Below are 20524 nucleotides of genomic sequence, written 5' to 3'. Positions count from 1 at the left end.
CAGAACGCTTAAGTCTGGGCGGGGCACACTGCTATCCTCGTGCCAGCAGGCCACACCATAGCCAGCAGGCCGTACCATAGAAAGGAGACCGCCATGAGTCAGACCGTGTTTTGCCGCAAGTACCAGAAGGAGCTCGACGCCTTGCCCTTCCCCCCGCTGCCGGGCAAGAAGGGGCAGGAAATCCAGGCGAGCGTGTCACGCCAGGCCTGGGAAGAATGGCAGGCGCTGCAGACCCGTCTGATCAACGAGAAGCATCTGAACATGATGGACCCGGCTAACCGCGAGTACCTGATGGAGCAGATGGAGCGCTTCTTCGACAATGAAGAGACCGACCGCGCCGAGGGCTATGTTCCGCGTGACGCCTAGCCTTGCGACGCCTTGAAAAGCGCTCGCCATCATTTTGAAAGAAAAGGGGTTGACGGAAAACGGAGGAATTGGTTTAATACGTCGCGTTGGCAAGGGGCCAGATAGCTCAGTTGGTAGAGCAGGGGATTGAAAATCCCCGTGTCGGCGGTTCGATTCCGTCTCTGGCCACCAACTCTGCTGGGGTATCGCCAAGTGGTAAGGCACCGGTTTTTGGTATCGGCATGCGCAGGTTCGAATCCTGCTACCCCAGCCACGCCAACCCCGTTTCGGGTGAGACGCCCAAGGCGTAACACCAGAGCAGCAAGCGACCTTCCGGTCGGCCCGAGCCGGCATAGCTCAGTTGGTAGAGCAACTGACTTGTAATCAGTAGGTCCCGGGTTCGACTCCTGGTGCCGGCACCATCTAAAAGATGGTTATGGATCAACGACTTGCTGCAACATCAAAACCGCCCATCGAGGCGGTTTTTTTGTGCGTGGGTGAATCATGGTGTCGTGCCCGGCAGCGCGGGTGTACTTCAGGCGTTCGGCACCTGCGCAGGCACTTTTCGTACAAGCCCTAGCGCTTGAGTTCGTCTCTCAGCGTCCTGACCTGCGCGATGTCCAGCCCCGACAGATCCGCCACCGTCTGGTCATCTAGCTGAGTCCGCTCGATCATGTTGCGGGCGACCTCCAGACGAGCCTTCTGTTCGCCCTTCTGTTCGCTTTCCAGCAGGCCTTCCTGACGTCCTTCCTTGCGGCCTTCCTCACGTCCTTGCTTGAGGCCTTCTTCAAGACCCTGTTGCTTCCACTGCTCGGGCCATCGTTTTGCACGCTCGGCCATCATGTTGTGTACATCATTGATTTTGTTAAGATTATGCCACTCGGTTCCTTCGCTCTCGGGTATCCAGTTGGGCAGCAGCACGCGCTTGATCCAGATGGCGAAGTGACGGCGCAGACGAGTCTGGTCCGGCGCTTCGAGCCATCTTGCCAGCAGCCCGATCAGTTCGACCGCCTCCCTGGTGCCACGGTGGTGTTCCAGTCGAAATATGGCGTCTACCACGTTGCGTGCCTCCGGCGACCAATGCTCCGAGTCCACGATGGCGCCTTCGTCCAGCAGAAGATAGGGCATTCGTGGACGGTATCGCTCCAGCTCCCTGGGCACGCTTTGCACGAGGTCCGATACGTCGACGCGGCGTTCCAACGCTTCTCTCCATTGTAGATGAAGCCTGTCAGGAGGACTCGATATTGAGCATTGATTGCCCGGGTTAGGCTGTAGGAGATGGTTTTATTTCTTGATCCACATCATGAAGTTGTATGGCTTTCTCGATGGCGCATTATTCTTGGTGGCGAGATTGACCTGATGTTTGTTTGTCTCTTCTGGTTCCCGCCCACCATTCATGAATCATTGTTGTTGTGTGTGGCAGTTGGCCATGGCTAGTCATGATGGTAAATCATGTGTTTTTTGTATGTTTATGGGTGAAATCTTACAGGTTTGCCACATCCGGGATTAGGCGATGCTTTGAAGAAGGTATCGCTGATATTGCAAAGTTTACGTGTACTTTTATTCAAGACGTAGGAATAGGATGGGAGAGAAAGTCGTCCTGACTGAAGGTGTGCAGGTATATCACAGGACACATGGTTTTCTCGAAAAAATGTGGCGTTTTGGTTGCTGTATAACTCAAAAGCGGTATAGGCGCAGTCAAGGTTAGGATTTGGGTCGCGCTAGATGCCTTCTATCCGGACAGATCACAGGGAAATATCGAAAAAATGAAGAAATCCCATTTCGATACCATGATTGAAGAATCGAGCAACAAGGTAAAAGAGTCGCAGCGAAAAATCGCCGAGGTCACTGCCAGTGTTGAAGCCGCTCGTGCCCGCGCAGATGCAGGAGACTCAGTAGGCTTCAACATCGAAGTTGCTACCTTGGATGACGTTCATGCCCACACCGAGACCATGAACGCCAATATCGCAGAGTTGATCATGGGGCTTGATGACACTACAGCCGGATTTTCCAAAGATTTTGACGAAATGCGCAACAAGTCCAGTATGGAGAAGTTCGTCGGAATCTTTAGTAAGGGAAAGGCTGAGTCCATGCGTCAGGAGCGAATGAGGAGCGCAAGCATTGACGAAAAGCTGCAGGACCTCATCGCCAAATCCGACATCATCGTAAAGCTCCTGGATGGCCAATTACAGGAGCTCGAGAGCCAGCAGGAAAAGGTCCAGAAGAATCTGGAACGATCCCTGGGTGATAGAGAGGCAGCGGTAGCAGAGCTTGAGTCGCTGAGAGCCGAAATAGAGACACTTGACCCACAGCTCATCGATCTGGAGAGCAAGATATCCGTTGAGCAGGATGCAGCGCAGCGTACTCGCCTGGAAACCGAGCTTGCAGACACGAATACACGCTACAACGCGCTGGTCCAGGATGAACAGGTCAGCATCTCCCGCTCGCAAACGCTCGAGCGCTACATCGAGAAGGGGAAAACCTGGTTGGACAGTCTTCAGAATCAGGCAGCGACTCAAAAGGTGCTGATCAACAAGCTCCAGACAGATACTCAGCAAAGAGTTGTGCTATATGACGCCCTGAGTAAGTCGTTGAAGACGGCTCAGCAGCAGGACGTAGCGCACAGGATCAACGAAATTGGCTCCCAGACAGACCAGGAAGCTCAGACTGCGATGGCGGGCATCGGCAGTGCAACCAACCAGCGCATGGCCGATATGCTCGAAGCACATGAAGGCCAGATGGTGTATGCAAGAGACGTCCTGGAGAAAAAGGCCCGCGCTGACGAGCGCTTTGCTCGGAGATTTTCAAAGATCGTCGAGAAACATGACAAGAATCTGTATGGGCGTTGAGGGGTAGGTTCTCCATCATTCGATACGTGATAGGTGGAGGTTTTATACCAGCTTCCTTATGGAGGCGATCATTCAGTGAATGATGTCATCGTTGAATGAAAATGATGTGCTTGCCGGTACTCGCCGAAAAGAGGGTACGATGGATTCGTCAGATTGTGATCATCTTGAGTTAGCTGACGTGTATGCTTCGCGTCATTACTTTCGCAGATTCAGCGAGATCCTCCAGCGGCTCGAGCGAGTGGCGGCAGCCATGCATGCCAGCGATCAACTGAATCGCATAGATGCAAGAGCACTGACGGATTATCTGAAGCGCCTTGATTTTACCTTTGACGCCTTGAGCACCAAGTATTTGATGGTGGGGCAAACCCCCTCCCGGAGTCTCGGTAGCCTCACCGTGGACAGACGCGAGAGTGGCTTTCCGGTCGCCAGCGAGTTGATGCGTATGGCTAATGACGCTCAGCAAGCTTCACGCCATCTGACAAATATGCCAAGTACACGCGAACTCAAGGCTCAGATGATTCGCACCATCCTTGGTGAGTGCCGTTCGCCTACCCGACTTCAGTATGCCATGTCCCAGCGACTCTATTACGAGGAAATCTCTCGAGGCGCTCTTTTCTGGATTCAAAATGACCCTCAGTGCGAGATGCTGGACAGTGACGGTGGACGAAGGCGTTTTTTCATCCATTGGGCTGTCTACGACAGCCAGGTCAATCTGCCTGTCATCTACTTGATGGAGGTCGATGACAGTGGTTCTGCCCCTCTGCCAAAAGACGAATACCGTTGGCCAGCTGTCCAGGCTCACCTGATGGCCCAGTCCCTTGCTGGACTGACATTGCTGACCATTGCCCGTGGGTTGGATGCGGACTTCGATGACGTTCATCCAAAACGGCTCCACCGCTATCACATTGGGCCCATGTACTCGTCCTCCTATACCGAGCAGGCCGGACCGTTGCGGCAGATTCTCGAGCAGGCCTGTCCAGGGGGAGAGGACGATTGGGCCTTGGCCTGGACCCAGGAGGAGCTCGATAGTGATGGGACGCAAGAAGAACGTAGTGGATGGTTCAGTAAGGTCGAGCGCGAAATCTTTGCCCTGGACCCCTTCTCTGATGGTGCAGGTCACTCCGGAGCTACTCGTACGTTACGCTCCATCATTTTGCCTCAGCGTCCGTTTCAGGTCCTGGCTGAGCTGGCCCCCTCCGGGTTTGCCGATGTGCAGAAGTTTGTGGTCAGCCCATCGGGACAGGTGCTGCACTTATAACACGATGACGGCGCCGTCCTGAGGGGCGAAGCAACAATAGATAACCGTGGCAGGAAGGCCCGGTAGCGAGGGATTCATGAGTCTTGACAGCGATCAGATGGAACTGCGCGAAGATGATATCCAGAGGCACTACGCTGCGGCTGAAAGGATGCTGGAGGGCTTTGATCACAGTCCTCGTATCGCCCGCCCACGGCAGCAGCTTACGCTTGACGAGAAAGAAATATCTCCAGGTATAGGTCGTACTCGCAGGCTTCGATCGACCACGCCGGGGCTCGCCACACGCTCCACGGGGCGCCCGGATGGAGTGCACTTGGGCGAACGGATAGCGGCAAGCAATGGAGGAGACCCATTGATGTCTCCGCTCCAGGCGACCGTCCAGCATGGCCTCCGGCGATCCATCGCGATTGCTCTGGCGATTGGCGAATGCTGGGCCGAGCGCAATGGGTTGCTGGAGCTTAAACAGGCCAATCTCTCTGGCTCACTGGCTTCATCGCGGCGTACCGAGTTCACGGAGCTGCTTGCCGCCGAGGCGCTGATCTCCACCCATGTTCTTGCCAACGCCTTGGCATGGCTATTGCTCGATCATGGCAGCGAGACACAGGTTGAGGTGGGCGAGTTACAAGAACTGGTTACTGACAACGCTCAACTGGCTCTTCATGGTGTCTTGTGGGAGCTGGATCAGATTGTTGCTTTGCATGCTAGCGATGACGTTCACCTTGTTGCCGCCCTGCTTGCCTGGACCGAACAGTTGTTGGAGAAGGTGGTTCTAAGAGCAGAGAACGCTCCGCGACTGGGATCCTTCACCGCCAGCGTATGGAGAGTAGAGGCAGATAGGCTCACATTGAGAGGTTTCGAGCCGGCGCGTCGAGGTGGATCCAGTAGTTTGAACATGGTGTTCAAGCGACCTGAAGAGGTCATCGGTAATCATATCGCCAAGCACCAGGCGCAGAGGCTTGCCCGTATGGTGATGGCGTACGACTTTGAACGTCGCATGAACCCCTTCGCCGAGCTGGGAGGTTTTATCTTCACCTTCATGGGGGACGGTAAACCAGGCACCGGCAAGACCACTCTGATCCAGATGATGGCGGGATTGATTCATGACTACTGTCAAGTGGCGGGTTACCCCTTCCGCTACCAGAACTTCGGTGTTGACAATATTGACAGTTATCAAGGCAAGTCGGGACAGAACGCCAAGGCCTTCATTCATCATGTCATGGATCCTTCGGTGATAGGATTTGGAACTATTGATGATATCGACCAGATTGCTGGAAAACGCGGTGACCGTCAGTCCTCCGCCGGGCAGCAGGAGGTGACTGCCGTGTTGATGGAGGCATTTGCCGGCGCCAATACCGTGGTAAGAGGGAATTGTACTTTCGGAATGTTTTCGAACTATCCGGAAAATGTCGACGACGCTCTTCGCCAGCGGGCGGGTGCCAGATTTCTGGTTGATGGACCAAAAACCAGAGAGGACTATATCGATATTTTGCATCTTTTGCTGGGCAGCCACCATGGTATCCCACTCGGAAAGCACGAACTCTATTCTTCTCAGAGCATAAAGCAAGCAATCGTTCAATCCTTTTCTTCCTACAATAGGCCTGCTGAGCCACGCCTGAAAGAGATTTTTGAACGACTTTTCGAGAAATTCGGCGATATTGATTCAGTTGCTGCTTTGGGGACATATCTGAGGGAGATTCAGCAGGTTGATGAGAGATTTACCGGCCGCGCAATAAAAAACATAAGCGACGCGGTTAAAGTTCGCTCGATGGATTTCGATATACCTGATGAGTGGATGGAGGTTCCGGATGTCTTTCTGGCCAAGGACTATGAAACGAAGAAGGCGATGATTTCAGAGCTTCGTGTCCCGATCACTTCAAACATGGTCCTTCAGGAAATCAATCGCTACGCCGACAGCGAGTTTCGCTATGCAGGAAGCTCCGATGAAGCAGCGATTGATGCCTTGGTACGTGATATGGAACGTCGTCAAGAAGCTCAGCGTCGCTTCCAGGATGGCAGAGGGTGATCCTATGCAGCGGCTGATCGAAAGTGGTCTGATGTATTCCAATCTTTTCCACGTCGACTCGCCTGTGTTGGTGGATCGCTACAACAGAGCACTCGAGCACCTGACTGGTGCGACCACCCAGCTTTCCGAGTTTCATGTTGATGTTTCCGGGTATTCCCCGGAAGTTGGTTCAGAGTTGGGTGATCATCAGTACTTGAATCATGGCGGAGTCAATCGTCAATTCATTCTATTGAGTAACGAACAAGGCCGATGCCCCTTGCTCAACGCCCATTTTTCCACCAGTCGACAAATCTTGAACCGATTTATCAGAGAGAACGAACGACAACTATTTGCCTTGACAGCGACCGACGCCATAGCCGGTGAATTGGAGAATTCTGTTTTCAGTGTCGAGAGCCCCCGGGACCTTTTCGATATTCGTCAAATCAAGGTGGTTGCGGACACGACGAATGGCACCATTGCCAAGGCGGGCCACCTTGCCAGGCTGGTGGATCGTTTCCACGATGAGAAGGATGGCTGGTTCAATGAACAACTGATCAACGAAATGATCGAAGTTGCTCGTTGTACTGGTGATGTCACGCGGAACCCGGTCCAGCTCCAGCATGCTGTCTTCGAGCAGAGGAATTTCTGGACGTCTTTGTTTGGCGGTCTGTATATCTTTCAAGATATGGAGAAGCCGAGTGTTGTTGTGCGCGAAGAGAAGTACCGGCGCCAGCTGCCGTCGGCGCTTGTAATGCTGCTCGATGATCGACGTGATGTGGCCCGTTTTTTGAGCGACAACGAGCTCGTCGAGACTGTCGTCAAGTTTCCAGGCGATGAGGGTGTTGCTGTCCTGCGCCGAAAGCTGGACCTTATGCTTGGTCTGGAGTTGGAGAAAAAATCTGTTGATTCAACTGGACATGCCGGGTCTCGACTACGTCGTCTTGCGGCCCGCAGTGGTGTCTCACTACCCATGGAGTATGAAGGGCTGGCGTCCATTGTCCGGTGGGCAGAGGCCGGTGGAACAAGGCCAAAGGTTGGCATAAGTCATCCCGCCTACTTTGCCACCCTTCGTGCTGCTGATACGCCGGTGAAGGATCTGGTCAATATGCTGCTGGCGGAACTGGTTCCGAATGACGTTCTACAGCTCTACATCTGTCACAAGGATGAGTTCTATCGCCGCTACCGCAGCTGGCCGCGTGAGGTCAGAGATTTTTCCGTCGATGCTATTGTTCGTGAGTATATCTCCGATAAAGACTCCGCTCGCGCCATGCTATTTGGCAGTAACAAGGAATAATGCGTGATTGCTTTTGCTCGCCTGATCCTGGTCGTCATGGTGCTTATGACGTTCTGCTATATCATTGTCAATGTTTACCTTTTTTTTCGTTGGCGCAAGGGGCTTGAAGATGAATGGAAAAGGCGTTCTTCAGCGGGTGACGAGAGAGTCTTTGTGCGCAGATCGATGCGTCGGTATCGTCGCCGCTGGCGGCCTATATTGATATCCTTGATTTATATCTTTCCCGTCACGTTGATGACTGTTTTGGTGTTTGTTATCAATTTTTTCTAGGGGGCAGTCAATGGCAATCGTGAAGTGGAGTTTCTGGGGTGTTTTCTGGCTGATGGTCGGAGCGGTTATGCATTATAGCCTTCCCCAGTATGACGTCGTTCGTATCGTCGATACCTACGAGAAGCGACAGGATATCAATGATTGGACGCGCATCTTTTGGTCTGATCCGGATGATTTGACCAATACGCTGGAAAATCGTGATGTTCAGTTCATACAAGCAGTTTTCCCCAGTGGTAAAGCGATCGTCTATCGCAATGAGGATACCGGCTGGAGCTGGCCACCTTACTTCAAGTTCGACACCGCCAATCTTTATACGGAGGCCAGTGACCGAATTTCGACGCGGGCGGATCCACAATGGGTATCTATCATGCATTACGGTTGGCGCAACCAATTCTTTTCCATCTTTCCTAATGCTGTCTCGATTGAGTCGGTCGAAGGCCCGAATGACAAGCCATTCAATTGGTTTACATACGGTTTTCTGGTGCTGATGGGAAGCGCTGTCGCTTTCCTGTGGCGAGCCTGGGTGCGCTTCAGGCGGCGCCATCTCGACCCGGTGATGGAGGAAGTTGAAGGTGGCCTCGATAGTGCCGGTGAAGCTGTAAATCACCGTTGGCACCGTCTACGCCGATGGCTGGATACATGGAAGGGCCGCAACAGGCGCTAGGGCTTGTCTGAAAAGTGCCTGCGCTCGGTAATACGGCGTTAAAAATCGGATCAAAATGCTCATTTACACCCCGTAAACTGCGCTTTCTCACCGATTTTTGCCTTGTCTAACCTTCGCTCGTTGACTTTTCGGACAGCGCCTAGGTGTCGGGTCGCGGATGAACCTCGGTTCTAGGAAAAACCGCATTGAAGGCGGTGTACTCGGAAACTGCGTCCGCGCACGCCCTGCTCGAAGTGCTTTGGCATCAGACGCAACGCCGGTGGAACAGATCGCCGAGCGCCGCCGGCAACGCTAGACCTATTGGCAGATTGCCCAGGCGCTGGAGATTGGCTAAAGCACGGTGGCACGTATTCTCAAGCGCGAGTGGGCCTATCCCTGGTCTTACGGAGCTCGGAGGAGCGAGGCCAGCAGCTGCGCGCCTGGCTTCATCAGTACAACTGGCACCGACCACATGCCTTCCTGAATGATCAGTCTCGCGTTGGCCGGCTGGCCCGTTCCGTGAACAACCTGGCGGGTTTTCACACCTAGCGTTTGAGTTCGTCTCTCAGCGTCCTCACCTGCGCGATGTCCAGCCCCGACAGATCCGCCACCGTCTGGTCGTCCAGCTGAGTCCGCTCGATCATGTTGCGGGCGACCTCCAGGCGAGCCTTCTGTTCACCTTTCTGTTCGCCCTTTTGTTCGCCCTCCTGCAGTCCTTCCTGACGTCCTTCCTGACGTCCTTGCTTGCGGCCTTCCTGGCGGCCTTCTTCAAGACCCTGTTGCTTCCACTGCTCGGGCCATCGTTTTGCACGCTCGGCCAGCATGTTGTGTACCTCATTGAGTTCGTTGAGATTCTGCCACTCGGTTCCTTCGCTATCGGGTATCCAGTTGGGCAGCAGCACGCGCTTGATCCAGATGGCGAAGTGACGGCGCAGACGAGTCTGGTCCGGCGCTTCGAGCCATCTTGCCAGCAACCCGATCAGTTCGACCGCCTCCCTGGTGCCACGGTGGTGTTCCAGTCGAAATATGGCGGCTACCACGTTGCGTGCCTCCGGCGACCAATGCTCCGAGTCCACGATGGCGCCTTCGTCCAGCAGAAGATAGGGCATTCGTGGGCGGTATCGCTCCAGCTCCCTGGGCACGCTCTGAACGAGGTCCGATACGTCGACGGCGGCGTTCCAACGCTTCTCTCCATTGTAGAGCACGACGGGCAGCACCGGGGGCAACCTGGCGTGGGGCGAGAGCTTCTGCTGCTTGATCAGGTCCTGATACAGGAGGCCCACGTAGGTCATGATGCGCAGCGCCATGAAGGGATCGATGGTGCTCTGGAATTCGATCAACAGATAGACGTAGATCCAGTCATCGCCGAAGCGTGCGCGCCAGATGACGTCGGACTCCCGATCGCGCAAGTCGTCGCTGACAAAGCTGCTGCTGACCTTCTCCAGTGAGTCGAGGTCGAGATGCGCTATCCAGTCCTCCTTGATGAAGCCTGTCAGGAGGTCTCGAATGACTCTAGGTTCGCTGAACAGCAGTTTGTAGCTGTGGTCGTGCTGGTGGTTCATGGGATATCAGCCGCCGACTGGCGAGAGCCAGTAATGGAAGGAGATGGCAATCATCCTGGCGGCTAATGGCTGGCATGTACGGCTACGGAGTCGATTGGGTGGAAACCTGACCAAATGTCAGAAGTTTGGGCAAAGTCTTGTTCAGATCTTTTTCAGAGAGAGGCGTAGTGACAAGCCCTCAGCCCCCCAGGATGGCCTTGGTTTCCAGATATTCCTCCAGGCCCTCTTCGCCCCATTCGCGACCGTTGCCGGATTGGCCGTAGCCGCCGAAGGGGGCATCGAAGGAAAATTCCGCCCCTTGCAGGTAGCACTGGCCGGCCTTGAGGCGGCGGGCGATGGGCAGGGCGGCTTCGGCGCTGGCGGCGTAGACGGCGGAAGACAGCCCATAGGGCGTGTCGTTGGCGATCTCGATGGCCTGTTCCAGGTCGTCGTAGGGAATCATGCACAGCACCGGGCCGAAGATTTCTGATCGTGCGATTGCCATGTGGTTGCTGACGTCGCTGAAGAGGGTGGGGCGAACATAGTAGCCCTGCTCCAGCCCCTCAGGGGCCTCGGTACCACCCAGCATCAAGCGGGCTCCCTCGGCGATACCCTGCTGAATGTGCTGGCGTACGCTGTCGCGCTGGCGTCGGGACACCAGCGGCCCCATGGTGGTGGCGGTGTCCGCCGGGTCACCTGCCACCTGCTCCCGGGCGACCGTTAGGGCGATGCGTTCGGCGTCGGCCAGACGTGAGCGTGGTATCAGCATGCGGGTGAAGGCGTCGCAGGTCTGGCCACTGTTGGCCATCACGTTTTCCACCCCGAAGCGCACCGCCCGGGGCAGGTCCGCGTCCGCGGTGATGATCAGCGGCGACTTGCCCCCCAGCTCCTGACACACTCGCTTGACCCCGGCGGCGGCGTTGATGGCCACCTCGATACCGGCGCGGGTGGAGCCGGTGAAGGACACCATGTCGACCTCGGGATGGCTCGCCAGCAGAGGGCCGATCTCGCTGCCGGAGCCCGTCACCAGGTTGAAGACCCCGGCGGGGAGGCCGACGCTGTGAAAGATCTCGGCCATGATGAAGTCCTGCAGAGGCGTCTGTTCGGCCGGCTTGGTGACCACGGTACAGCCTGCCGCCAGGGCCGGGGCCAGCTTGCCGACCAGCTGATGCAGTGGGTAGTTCCAGGGGTTGATCAGCGCGCACACGCCGACCGGCTCGCGGACGATGGCGACGCCATTGCGGCGTTCGATCTCTTCGAAACGCAAGGCCCGCTCGGCGTAGTAGCGCATGCCTTCGATGGGGCCATCCACGTGCATGGCGGGTGTGATCTGGACCGGGCAGCCCAGGGTGATGACGTGCGCCTCGACCAGGTCTGCGTGGCGCCTTTGCATCTCGTCGGCGACGGCGAGAAGTATCTCGCGCCGTTGCCCGGCGGGGGTCGCCGACCAGTCGGGCAGAGCGCGCCGCGCCGCCTCGACGGCGGCGTCGATGTCCGCTCGGTGCGCTCTTGGCACCGAGGCGCACAGATTCTCGGTGGCAGGGTCGAGGATGCCAAAGCGCTCGCTGTCGCTGGGCGTGTGCCAGCGGCCATCGATAAAGAAGTGTTCTCTGTAGTGCATGGCGAGGTCCTCGTTGGCTCGGATGATGATCAAGACCGGCGTATGCCGTCGCGGTCAGCCTGGCAGCCCTTTCTCCGGACCTGCCGCGCACGACCACTTCATGGCCGACCTCTTCCGGCTCGGTGTCGGTCAGTTCGGCGGGGAAGCCGTCGCCGAGCACCTCGACGCCGCAGTCGTCCTCGAGGCGCCGGATGATGTTGGATGACCACTCACGGGAGCCATAGCGCTCTTGGCCATCCTGAAAGATGTCGAGCAGCAGCGGCGATATCTCGAGGGGCACCTAGAGGCTTCTGGCCAGGGCGTCGAACAGGCCCACGTCCTTGAGCACCAGATCCATGGTGAAGCTGATATCGCGGCTACCGTTGAGAATGACCTGGGATTCGGTCTCGTGGACAAAGGAATTGCCCGAGGAGATACGGATGGCCTCGAAGGTGGTGTTCATGTCCAGGCCGGCCTTGCGAGCCACGGTCAAGGCCTCGGCCACCGAACACAGATTGGCGGTGGCGAGGTAGTTGGTCAGTACCTTGAGCATCGAGGCCGTGCCCAGAGGTCCGGTGTGCAGGACCCGACGCCCCAGGGTGGTCAGCACCGGCAACACCCGTTCAAAGGTGTCGCGATCACCGCCGGCGAAGATCGAAATGTTGCCGGTGGCGGCGCGGTGGCAGCCGCCGGAGACCGGTGTCTCCATGGCGAGGGCGCCGGTGGCGGCGACCCTGGCGGCGATGCGTACCAGTTCCTGGGCATCGGTGGTGCTCATCTCCAGCCACACCTTGCCGGCAGAGAGCCCGGCGATGACCCCATCCTCGGCTTCCATTACCGCGCTGCAGGCGCGAGGAGATGGCAGGCAAGTGATGATCATATCGCTGGCCTCGGCCACTGCTCTGGGGCTGCTGGCGGCGGCAGCGCCCTGGTCGATGAAGCGTCGAGTGATCTCGGGGTCGAGGTCGCGGATCGTGACGTGATAGCCGTTGCGCAGCAGGCTGCCGGCGAGCTTGCCGCCGACGTTGCCAAGTCCGATAAAGCCGATGTTCATGGGATGTCATCTCATGCCGGTGAGCCGATCACCTTGCAGTGAGATCCTTGCGCGGTGGCGGATGAAATGCTGCAGGTAGGCTTCACGCTAGGCACGGCGGGGGCAGACGACAATTCATCTTTTCTTGGTGATTGGTCACTTTTGTTGAGTGAAGGCGACTCAGCCCCGCTGACTCAGCAGCCAGGTGCTGAAGGCCTCCACTCGCGGATCGTCGGCCAGATGGGAGGGGTAGGCGATGCCCCATTCGCCGCTGGCGGGCTGTACCTTGCCCGCCGGGTTGATCAGCCGACCCGTCGCCAGGTCATCCTCGGCGAAGGGGCCATTGACCAGGGCGACGCCTTCACCTCGGGCGGCCATCTCGAGCGCCGCGGCCAGGGTGTCGACCTGAAGGGCGCGTGGCGGCGCGGGCCGTGTGGCAGAAGGCGACTGGGTGTCGAACCAGCCCTGCCAGCTCCAGCTCTCGGTGTAGACGCTGATTAGGGGGAAGGCCTGCAGCGCCTCGGGGGATAGCGGCAACGAATGCCCCATCACCAGCGACGGGCTGCACACAGGGGTCAGCGTCGAGGGAAACAGCGGTGTCCAGTCAAGTCGAGAGGGCAGCGGGCCATCACGGAAGAGGATGGCGATATCGGCGTGGGCGCTGTCGAAGGTCCAGTCCAGGCTGTAGGTCTTGATCCTCAGTTCGGTCTCGGGATAGCGCTGGTGAAATTGTGCCAGTCGTGGGGCCAGCCAGCGGATCGAGGTGGTCACATAGACCTGCACGCGCAGGGGTTCAAGGCAGGGCTGGCGACGCAGTGTTTCGGCGCCCTGGATCAGAGCTTCCATGGCGTCGCGCACGACAGGGTAGAAACGTCGACCGGACTCTGTGAGCTCGATATGCCGACCCCGGCGGGCGAACAGTTTCGTCCCCAGGCTCTGCTCCAGACGCTGTATCTGGTTGGCGATGGCGGGGTGGGAGAGGTGCAGCTCCTCGGCTGCGGCGCGCAGGCTTGATAGTCGCGCCGCGGCCTCGAATCCCTTCAGCGCACTCAAGGGCGGCAGGCGATCCAGCGGCAGCGGTGCCGCGGGTGTCCGATGACGCGGGACGTCAGACAACGCGGGACGACAGCTGGCGCGCGGCCTGCACCAGGTTCTTGGAGTAGCGGCGCGCGTCCTGGGGGCTCAGGGTGTCGCTGCTGATGGCGGCGCTGATCGCTGCGATGGGCTCGTTGCGCAGGTTGAGCACCGGTGCGGCGATGCAGCTGACGCCCTGCTCAGGCGCGCCGTTGGAGGTGGCGTAACCGAGCCGATGGGCCCGCCCCAGTTCCGCCATGACGCCTTTCACCCCCTTGTTCTCGGGAGCAAGACCAAGCTCGTCGGCGAGATAGCCCTGCCAGGAGTCCTCGTCGCGCATCGCCAGGATGATCTTGCCACTGGCGGCTTCGTGCAACGCCATGGTCTTGCCGACGTAAAGGTTGAAGCTTGCGCCACTGGCACCGTCGATCTTGGACACCACCACGACCTTGTTGCCGATGGGCACGCACAGAAAGATGGTCTTGTGGATTTCGTTTTTCAGGATTTCCGCGATCGGATAGAAGTAGGGTATCAGGCTCTGCTTGTTATAGATGGTGGAGGATATCTGGAAGATGCGTGAGCCGATGCAGTAGGACTTCTTGCGGCTTGGATCCTGGGCCACCAGCTGGTGGTGAAGCAGGGCGTTGATGACACGGTGACCGGTGGCCGGCGAGATACCGGTAGCGTCACAGATTTCCGAAAGCGTCATGGGATAGCTGGTGGCCGCCAGCAGGTCCAGGATCATGACGCTATGATCGACCGCCGGAGCCTTGGTCTTTTCCGAGGTCCTTTCCGAATTCATGATCAGCCGCGGTCTCCAAAACGCGAATGCGAGGACGAATGCAGATGACTCGTCCGGTCAGACCCAGGGGCGATGTGGCTCCTGGGCGTCGTTCAGATCGGGTGGTCCTGAAGGATCAGGTCGGCCCCCTTTTCCGCCACCATCATCACCGGTGCATTGAGGTTACCCGAGGTGATGTTGGGAAAGATCGAGGCGTCGATGACCCTGAGCCCGGACACGCCATGCACCCTGAGACTGCCATCGACCACCGCCTCGCGAGGGTCGGGCCCCATGGCGCAGGTACCGCACAGATGATAGATGGAGCCTGCGTTGGCGCGAAAGTACTCTAACATGCTTTGGTCATCGTGGACGGCATCCGCCGGAGTGACCTCGGCGTCGATGACGGCACCCAGGGCCGCCGTTTCGGCCAGCGCGCGAATGAGCCGGCTGCCCTGAATGGCCTCGTCCTGATCTCGCCGGGTTCCCAGATAGTTCGGCCGGATCACCGCCGGCTCATTGGCATCGGCGCTGGCCAGCTCGATGGTGCCACGACTGTCGGGACGGCAGGAATTGAAGGCCAGCAGGAAGCCTGAGTAGGCATCCGCGGTCAGTGTCGTGTCCGGCGGTGCCGGGATGCGATAGGACAGCGGGTTGAAGTAGAGCTGGATATTGGGCACGGGTTCGTCGGCATGGCCGCGAAAGAAGCCGCCGGCCTGGTTGACGCTCATCGCCAGCGGGCCGCTGCGATTGATCAGGTACCTCATCGTTGCCCTGGTCAGGCCGGGTAGAGAGTTGAAGTCGTCGTTCAGGGTCCGGCAGTTGGCGCGATAGAAGTAGCTGACGGCCAGGTGATCCTGCAGGTTTCGGCCCACGCCGGGCAGCTGCTGGAGCGCTGCGATCCCGTGTTGTCGCAGCTTCTCGCTGTCCCCGAGTCCCGAGAGCATCAGCAGCTTTGGCGAGTCCACCGCACCGGCGCAGACGATCACCTCGCGGCGTGCGCGCAGGGTCTTCAACTGGCCTTGCTCTCGGTATTCAATGCCGCTGGCGCGACGCTGATCGTCGAACAGCACCCGTTGAACCTGGCTGACGTGCTTGAGGGTGAGATTGGAGCGCTCGAGCGCCGGCTTCAGGTAGGCAGTGTTGCTGGAATCGCGACGGCCTCGGCGGATGTTCGTCTCATAGAGGCCGGCACCTTCGATGGAGGCGCCATTGAAGTCGTCATTGAGCGGGTAGCCGAGTTCATCGGCAGCCCTGAGGTAGGACTGGCAGATCGGATGGGCGATTTCCTTGAGCGGGGTGATGCCGATCAGTCCCTGGCTCGAGTGGAATTCGGTATCGCCCGCAGGGTGCTGCTCGAGTTTCCTGAAATAGGGCAACAGCGCCTGGTAGCCCCACCCCGGGTTACCCGCGCGCTCCCAGTCATCGAAGTCCGATGGCTGGCCTCGCACATAGATCATGGCGTTTATCGAGCCCGATCCTCCCTGGACCTTGCCCCGGGGTGTGTAGATCCGCCGGTTGGCCAACGCCGGCTCCTCGGCGCTGTAGTACATGTAGTTGTAGCCGGGGTGATAGTAGGTCTTGGCAAAGCCCACCGGCACCCGAAGCCAGGGGGAGCTGTCACGGCCGCCGGCCTCGACGATTAGTACCTTGTGGTGTCCGCTGGCACTCAGCCGGTGGGCCAGCACGCAGCCTGCGGAACCTGCACTGACGATGATGAAGTCGTAGTCCATCGCCTCAGGCCTCCGGTCGGGTCTTCCAGCGGGTGCAGGACTGCTGGACGACATCGTAGGGCGTGGCGTCCATGCTCAGGTGCAGGCGCTTGCCGGTGTAGGGTGAGTGGGCCCTGACCACCGCCATGTCCAGTTCCACCCCGAGCCCCGGTCGATCGGAGGGAATGATAAAGCCGTCACTCCACTCGATCTTGGCTTCGAGCACCTCGGCGTGGAAGCCGTCCCAGGTGCCGATGCTCTCCTGGATCAGGAAGTTGGGTGTGGCGGCGGCGAGCTGAATGCTGGCCGCCGCACCCACCGGGCCGTTGTACAGGTGGGGCGCTATCTGGGCGTAGTGGACCTCGGCCAGGGCGGCGATCTTCTTGCCTTCGAGGATGCCGCCGACCCGGCCAAGGTTCATCTGCAGGATCGAGGCGGCCTGGTGGCGCAGCAGGTCATGGAACTCGTACTTGGTGGTCAGCCGCTCACCGGTGGCCACCGGGATGGAGGTATGGTCAGCGACCCTGGCCATGGCCTCGCTCTGGCCGGGTGGCACCGGCTCCTCGAACCACAGCGGGTCAAAGGGTTCGAGGCGCTTGGCCAGGCGGATCGCCGAGGCCGGCGTCATCTGGCCGTGGGTACCGAACAGCAGGTCGCAGCCGTTGCCGACCGCCTCACGGATGCGCTGGCAGAAGGTTGCGCTCTTTTCCAGCGCCTCCAGTGACAGCATATGCCCGCAGTAGGCGGTGTAGGGGCCCGCCGGATCGAACTTGAGCGCGGTAAAGCCGAGGGCCTTCTGCTCCAGGGCGCACTCCACCGCCAGCTCGACATTGTCGTAGTCATAGTCGCCGCCGGGGGCACGGGGGTAGAGATAGGTGTAGGAGCGCAGCCGATCGTGGAGCTTGCCGCCGATCAGTGCATGTACCGGCTGGCCGGCCGCCTTGCCGACGATGTCCCAGCAGGCCATCTCGAGGCCGCTGAGCACCCCCATCATGGTCAGGTCCGGGCGCTGGGTGAAGCCGCTCGAGTAGGTCTCGCGATACAGCCGTTCCAGATGGTGGGGATCCCGTCCCTTCAGGTAGCGCTCGAACACGTCCTCGATGGCGGCGACCACCACTTGCGGGTGGAAGGTCGCCGCATAGACCTCGCCGACGCCCTCGATGCCACAGGCGGTTCCCAGTTTGACGAAGATCCAGTACATGCCGCCGATGTGGGGCGGAGGTGTGGCGACCACATGGCTTTCACAACTGACGACTTTCATGAACGGCGAGTCCTCTGAGAAGGGCAGCAAGCGGCCGACCGCCCGGCGTAGACGCGGCGGTGATGGGCTTGGGTGTGGGGTGGCGCGGGATGGCGTCAGTAGTTCAATACCACCAGCCGGGTCTGGGTGTAGTCCAGCATGCCGTGCTTGCCGTCGTCGCCACCGAGGCCCGAACGCTTCCAGCCGGCGTGGTAGCCCTGGTAGGGGTCCGATGGGGTGCGATTGATGTAGACCTCGCCTGCCTCGATGTTGTGGGCCACCTTCATGGCGGTGCGGTAGTTCTCGGTGAACACCACCGAGGCAAGGCCGAACTGGTGGTCGTTGGCCAGCGCCAGGGCTTCATCCACATTGGCGTAGGTCAGCACCGGCAGTACCGGGCCGAAGATCTCTTCCTGGACGATCTCCATGTCCTGGCGGCAGTCGGTCAGCAGGGTCGGCGGGTAGAAGTGTCCGGGGCCAGGGGGAATCGCGCCGCCGGTGGCCAGGGTGACGCCGTCGTCGATGGCACGCTCGACCATCTGGTGGACATTGAGGCGGGTGTTCTCGTTGATCAGGGGGCCCATGTGGCTGGGGTCCTCGGCACGATTGCCGAAGGTGCAGGCCTCCATGTTGGCCTTGAGCAGGGCGATGAAGGGCTCGGCGATGGACTGATGCACGTAGACTCGCTCGATGGCGGTACACAGCTGGCCGCAGTTGGTGGTCTTGGAGGCCACGATCTGACGGGCGGCCTGCTCGAGGTCGGCGTCGGGCTCGACGATGGCCGGTGACTTGCCACCCAGTTCCAGCGACGACTTGGCGATATTGACCTGGGAGTACTCCAGCACCTTGCGGCCGGCGCCGACGCTGCCGGTGAGGGTGATCATGCCGACCCTTGGGTGAGTACACACGGCCTCGGCGGTGGCGTGGTCCATGCTCAGGATGTTGACCACCCCCGGCGGGATCTCGGCCGCCTGGACGGCCCGGGCAATTTCGAAGGCCGAACGCGGAGTGTTGTTGCTCGGGCGCACGATCACGCTGTTGCCGGTGATCATCGCCGGTGCAATCTTGCGCAGCAGGGTGAAGACGGGGTAGTTGAAGGGAATCAGGCAGGCCACCACGCCGATCGGCTCCCGAGTGAGCAGCAGGCTCTCGTCAGGGGTGTCACTGGGCACGATATCGCCCTCGATCCGTCGCGCCCATTCGGCGTGGTAGCGGGTGATATCGGCCGCGTATACCGCCTCGTTGGTGGCGTCCTCGAGGCTCTTTCCCGACTCTTCGGCCAGCGCCCGCCCAATGGCCTCGCGACGCTCCATCAGGGCGTCGGCCAGGCGCTGCATATGTACCGCCCGCTCGGCACTGGTCAGCCTGCGCCAGTGCTTCTGGGCCCTGGCCGCGACCTCGACAGCTTCCATCGCCTGGGCGTTGGTGGCGGCCTGTACCTCGCCCACCATCGCTCCCGTGGCGGGGCAGTAGACCGGGATCATGCTGGCCTGAGGGACGCTGACAAAGTCGTTGTTGATGAAATTCCCATCGGTGCTCATGGCTGATTCCTCGTCAAGTTCAAACCAGCCTAGGAAGCGACCCTGAGGGCGTCAAGAAAATTCCTTATGTAGAAATAAAATTCCGCATATGGAATATGCGTTGGTGTGTTGGTGCCTGTAGGCGAGCCGGCAGGAAGCCAAGACAGCGCCAGGTAAGCGTTAGGTTAGCGTCAGGTAAGGCCCGAGAAAGCGCCGAGGAAAGCAACATCAGGCGCCCTGCCGGCGACGGCCAGCAGGGCACGTGTCATCGGGCCTAGCGGGTGGCGACCACCACGCGGCCTCTGACCTTGCCTTCCATCAGGCGCTCTGCGGTGGTGATGGCCTCGCTCAGCGGGATCTCGCTGGCGATGTCGTCGAGACGCTCTTCAGGCATCAGCTCGGCCAGGCGCTGCCAGGCTTCCAGGCGAACTTCTCTGGGCTGCATCACGCTGTCGATGCCGGCCAGGGTCACGCCACGCAGGATGAAGGGCATCACCGTGGCGGGAAGGTCCATGCCCTGGGCCAGGCCGCAGGAGGTCACCGTGCCGCCGTAGCGGGTCGAGGCCAGCACATTGACCAGGGTGTGGCTGCCGACGCTGTCGACGGCACCCGCCCAGCGTTCCCTGGCCAGGGGCTTTCCGGGCTGTTCGAGCTCGACGCGGTCGATGATCGAGGTGGCGCCCAGTGCCTTCAGATAGTCCGCCTCCTCGACCTTGCCGGTGGAGGCAACGACTTCGTAGCCCAGCTTGGCCAGCAGGGTGATGGCAAAGCTGCCGACGCCACCGCTGGCGCCGGTGACCAGCACCTCGCCCTGGTCCGGGGTCACCCCGTGGCGCTCCAGCGCTAGTACCGAGAGCATGGCGGTGTAGCCGGCGGTGCCGATGGCCATGGCGTTTCTGGTGCTGAAGGCTTCGGGCAGCGGGATCAGCCAGTCGCCGTTCAGCCGAGCCTTCTGGGCCAGCCCGCCCCAGTGCTTCTCGCCAACGCCCCAGCCGTTCAGGACCACCCGGTCACCCGGCTGGAAGTCCTGGTGCTGCGAGGCTTCCACCACGCCGGCAAGGTCGATACCCGGGACCATGGGGAAGGACTTGACCACCGGGCCCTTGCCGGTGATGGCCAGCCCGTCCTTGTAGTTCAGGGTGCTGTAGTCGACGTTCACGGTCACGTCGCCCTCGGGCAGGGCCTGGTCATCCAGTGACTCGATAGCGGCCTTCTGAGTGTCGCCTTCCTTGCGGATCACGATGGCGTCGAACATGGCGGTCTCCTTTTTAGACGGTTTGTCTATAAATTGGCGCAAGCAGTATCAGGGCGCCGTATACGACCCCGCAGGAGCGGGCTCTCGGTTCAGTGTCGGACTATTGTCAAGTC

General features: G+C 59.5%; 18 protein-coding genes, 3 tRNA genes and 1 pseudogene. 12 read left to right on the top strand and 10 right to left on the bottom strand.

Features of this window, described 5'->3' with window-relative positions; genetic code table 11:
* Window positions 1-93 precede the first annotated feature (93 nt).
* The 4 genes from KUV74_RS05280 (at window position 94) to KUV74_RS05265 (ending at window position 767) form a co-directional block, all read left to right on the top strand.
* Window positions 94-366: an oxidative damage protection protein gene (locus KUV74_RS05280; RefSeq protein WP_045994673.1), complete on the top strand. Its 273-nt coding sequence runs from the start codon at window positions 94-96 to the stop codon at window positions 364-366.
* Between the two features lie 95 nt (window positions 367-461).
* Window positions 462-537: transfer RNA gene (locus KUV74_RS05275), tRNA-Phe, on the top strand.
* A gap of 7 nt (window positions 538-544) precedes the next feature.
* Window positions 545-619 (top strand) — tRNA-Gln (locus KUV74_RS05270).
* A 72-nt stretch (window positions 620-691) separates the two neighbouring features.
* A tRNA-Thr gene (locus KUV74_RS05265) sits at window positions 692-767 on the top strand.
* Between the two features lie 154 nt (window positions 768-921).
* On the opposite strand, the gene KUV74_RS20800 is transcribed toward KUV74_RS05265, so the two are convergent.
* The gene (locus KUV74_RS20800; protein WP_261395093.1) at window positions 922-1473 is read right to left on the bottom strand and encodes a hypothetical protein; all 552 of its coding nucleotides are present in this window, start codon (window positions 1471-1473) and stop codon (window positions 922-924) included.
* A 638-nt stretch (window positions 1474-2111) separates the two neighbouring features.
* On the opposite strand from KUV74_RS20800, the gene KUV74_RS05255 reads away from it, so the two are divergent.
* The 7 genes and pseudogenes from KUV74_RS05255 to KUV74_RS21030 all read left to right on the top strand — a co-directional run.
* Window positions 2112-3194, top strand: coding sequence for a hypothetical protein (locus KUV74_RS05255; RefSeq protein ID WP_222515777.1), 1083 nt, complete (start codon window positions 2112-2114; stop codon window positions 3192-3194).
* 139 nt (window positions 3195-3333) lie between these two features.
* Window positions 3334-4452 (top strand): hypothetical protein, encoded by a 1119-nt coding sequence (locus KUV74_RS05250; RefSeq protein ID WP_222515776.1) that lies wholly within the window; start codon window positions 3334-3336, stop codon window positions 4450-4452.
* A 76-nt stretch (window positions 4453-4528) separates the two neighbouring features.
* The gene (locus KUV74_RS05245) at window positions 4529-6472 is read left to right on the top strand and encodes an AAA family ATPase (protein WP_222515775.1); all 1944 of its coding nucleotides are present in this window, start codon (window positions 4529-4531) and stop codon (window positions 6470-6472) included.
* Entirely contained in the window at window positions 6390-7745 is a 1356-nt protein-coding gene (locus tag KUV74_RS05240) for a DUF6638 family protein (RefSeq protein WP_222515774.1), read from the top strand. The genes KUV74_RS05245 and KUV74_RS05240 overlap by 83 nt, the downstream gene beginning before the upstream one ends.
* 3 nt (window positions 7746-7748) lie before the next feature.
* The gene (locus KUV74_RS05235) at window positions 7749-8015 is read left to right on the top strand and encodes a hypothetical protein (RefSeq protein WP_222515773.1); all 267 of its coding nucleotides are present in this window, start codon (window positions 7749-7751) and stop codon (window positions 8013-8015) included.
* Between the two features lie 10 nt (window positions 8016-8025).
* Complete coding sequence (locus KUV74_RS05230; RefSeq protein WP_108131099.1) at window positions 8026-8679, top strand: DUF1523 family protein; 654 nt, start codon at window positions 8026-8028, stop codon at window positions 8677-8679.
* A 358-nt stretch (window positions 8680-9037) separates the two neighbouring features.
* Window positions 9038-9207: pseudogene (locus KUV74_RS21030) on the top strand (IS481 family transposase); the annotation flags it as partial.
* Here the strand turns inward: KUV74_RS21030 and KUV74_RS05225 are convergent.
* Together KUV74_RS05225 and KUV74_RS05220 are read right to left on the bottom strand one after the other, a co-directional pair.
* Window positions 9204-10220: an Rpn family recombination-promoting nuclease/putative transposase gene (locus KUV74_RS05225; protein ID WP_222515772.1), complete on the bottom strand. Its 1017-nt coding sequence runs from the start codon at window positions 10218-10220 to the stop codon at window positions 9204-9206. The pseudogene KUV74_RS21030 and the gene KUV74_RS05225 overlap by 4 nt on opposite strands.
* Before the next feature lie 178 nt (window positions 10221-10398).
* On the bottom strand, window positions 10399-11820 hold the full coding sequence (locus KUV74_RS05220) for an aldehyde dehydrogenase family protein (RefSeq protein ID WP_222515771.1): 1422 nt from the start codon (window positions 11818-11820) through the stop codon (window positions 10399-10401).
* Between the two features lie 22 nt (window positions 11821-11842).
* On the opposite strand from KUV74_RS05220, the gene KUV74_RS20790 reads away from it, so the two are divergent.
* Window positions 11843-12025: a hypothetical protein gene (locus tag KUV74_RS20790; protein ID WP_261395092.1), complete on the top strand. Its 183-nt coding sequence runs from the start codon at window positions 11843-11845 to the stop codon at window positions 12023-12025.
* Window positions 12026-12100: 75 nt separating this feature from the next.
* On the opposite strand, the gene KUV74_RS05215 is transcribed toward KUV74_RS20790, so the two are convergent.
* The 7 genes from KUV74_RS05215 to KUV74_RS05185 form a co-directional block, all read right to left on the bottom strand.
* Window positions 12101-12853 (bottom strand): NAD(P)-dependent oxidoreductase, encoded by a 753-nt coding sequence (locus KUV74_RS05215; protein ID WP_261395091.1) that lies wholly within the window; start codon window positions 12851-12853, stop codon window positions 12101-12103.
* A gap of 159 nt (window positions 12854-13012) precedes the next feature.
* The gene (locus tag KUV74_RS05210; protein WP_222515770.1) at window positions 13013-13948 is read right to left on the bottom strand and encodes a LysR substrate-binding domain-containing protein; all 936 of its coding nucleotides are present in this window, start codon (window positions 13946-13948) and stop codon (window positions 13013-13015) included.
* Complete coding sequence (locus KUV74_RS05205) at window positions 13941-14708, bottom strand: IclR family transcriptional regulator (RefSeq protein WP_222515769.1); 768 nt, start codon at window positions 14706-14708, stop codon at window positions 13941-13943. Before KUV74_RS05205 ends, KUV74_RS05210 begins: the two co-directional genes overlap by 8 nt.
* Before the next feature lie 92 nt (window positions 14709-14800).
* On the bottom strand, window positions 14801-16417 hold the full coding sequence (locus KUV74_RS05200; RefSeq protein ID WP_222515768.1) for a GMC family oxidoreductase: 1617 nt from the start codon (window positions 16415-16417) through the stop codon (window positions 14801-14803).
* Between the two features lie 4 nt (window positions 16418-16421).
* Window positions 16422-17657 carry a mandelate racemase/muconate lactonizing enzyme family protein gene (locus KUV74_RS05195; RefSeq protein ID WP_222515767.1) on the bottom strand — a complete coding sequence of 412 codons (1236 nt, stop codon included), beginning with the start codon at window positions 17655-17657 and terminating at the stop codon, window positions 16422-16424.
* A gap of 95 nt (window positions 17658-17752) precedes the next feature.
* Window positions 17753-19177, bottom strand: a complete 1425-nt coding sequence (gene aldA / locus KUV74_RS05190) for an aldehyde dehydrogenase (RefSeq protein WP_222515766.1) — start codon at window positions 19175-19177, stop codon at window positions 17753-17755.
* A gap of 253 nt (window positions 19178-19430) precedes the next feature.
* A complete protein-coding gene (locus KUV74_RS05185) occupies window positions 19431-20411 on the bottom strand; it encodes an MDR family oxidoreductase (protein WP_222515765.1) in 981 nt (326 codons plus the stop codon).
* Between the last annotated feature and the right edge of the window lie 113 nt (window positions 20412-20524).

This window comes from Halomonas sp. DP1Y21-3 (assembly GCF_019801245.1).
Lineage (GTDB): Bacteria > Pseudomonadota > Gammaproteobacteria > Pseudomonadales > Halomonadaceae > Halomonas > Halomonas litopenaei.
Note: the sequence above shows the minus strand (reverse complement) of the source record. Positions and strands in the feature narration are given on the sequence as shown.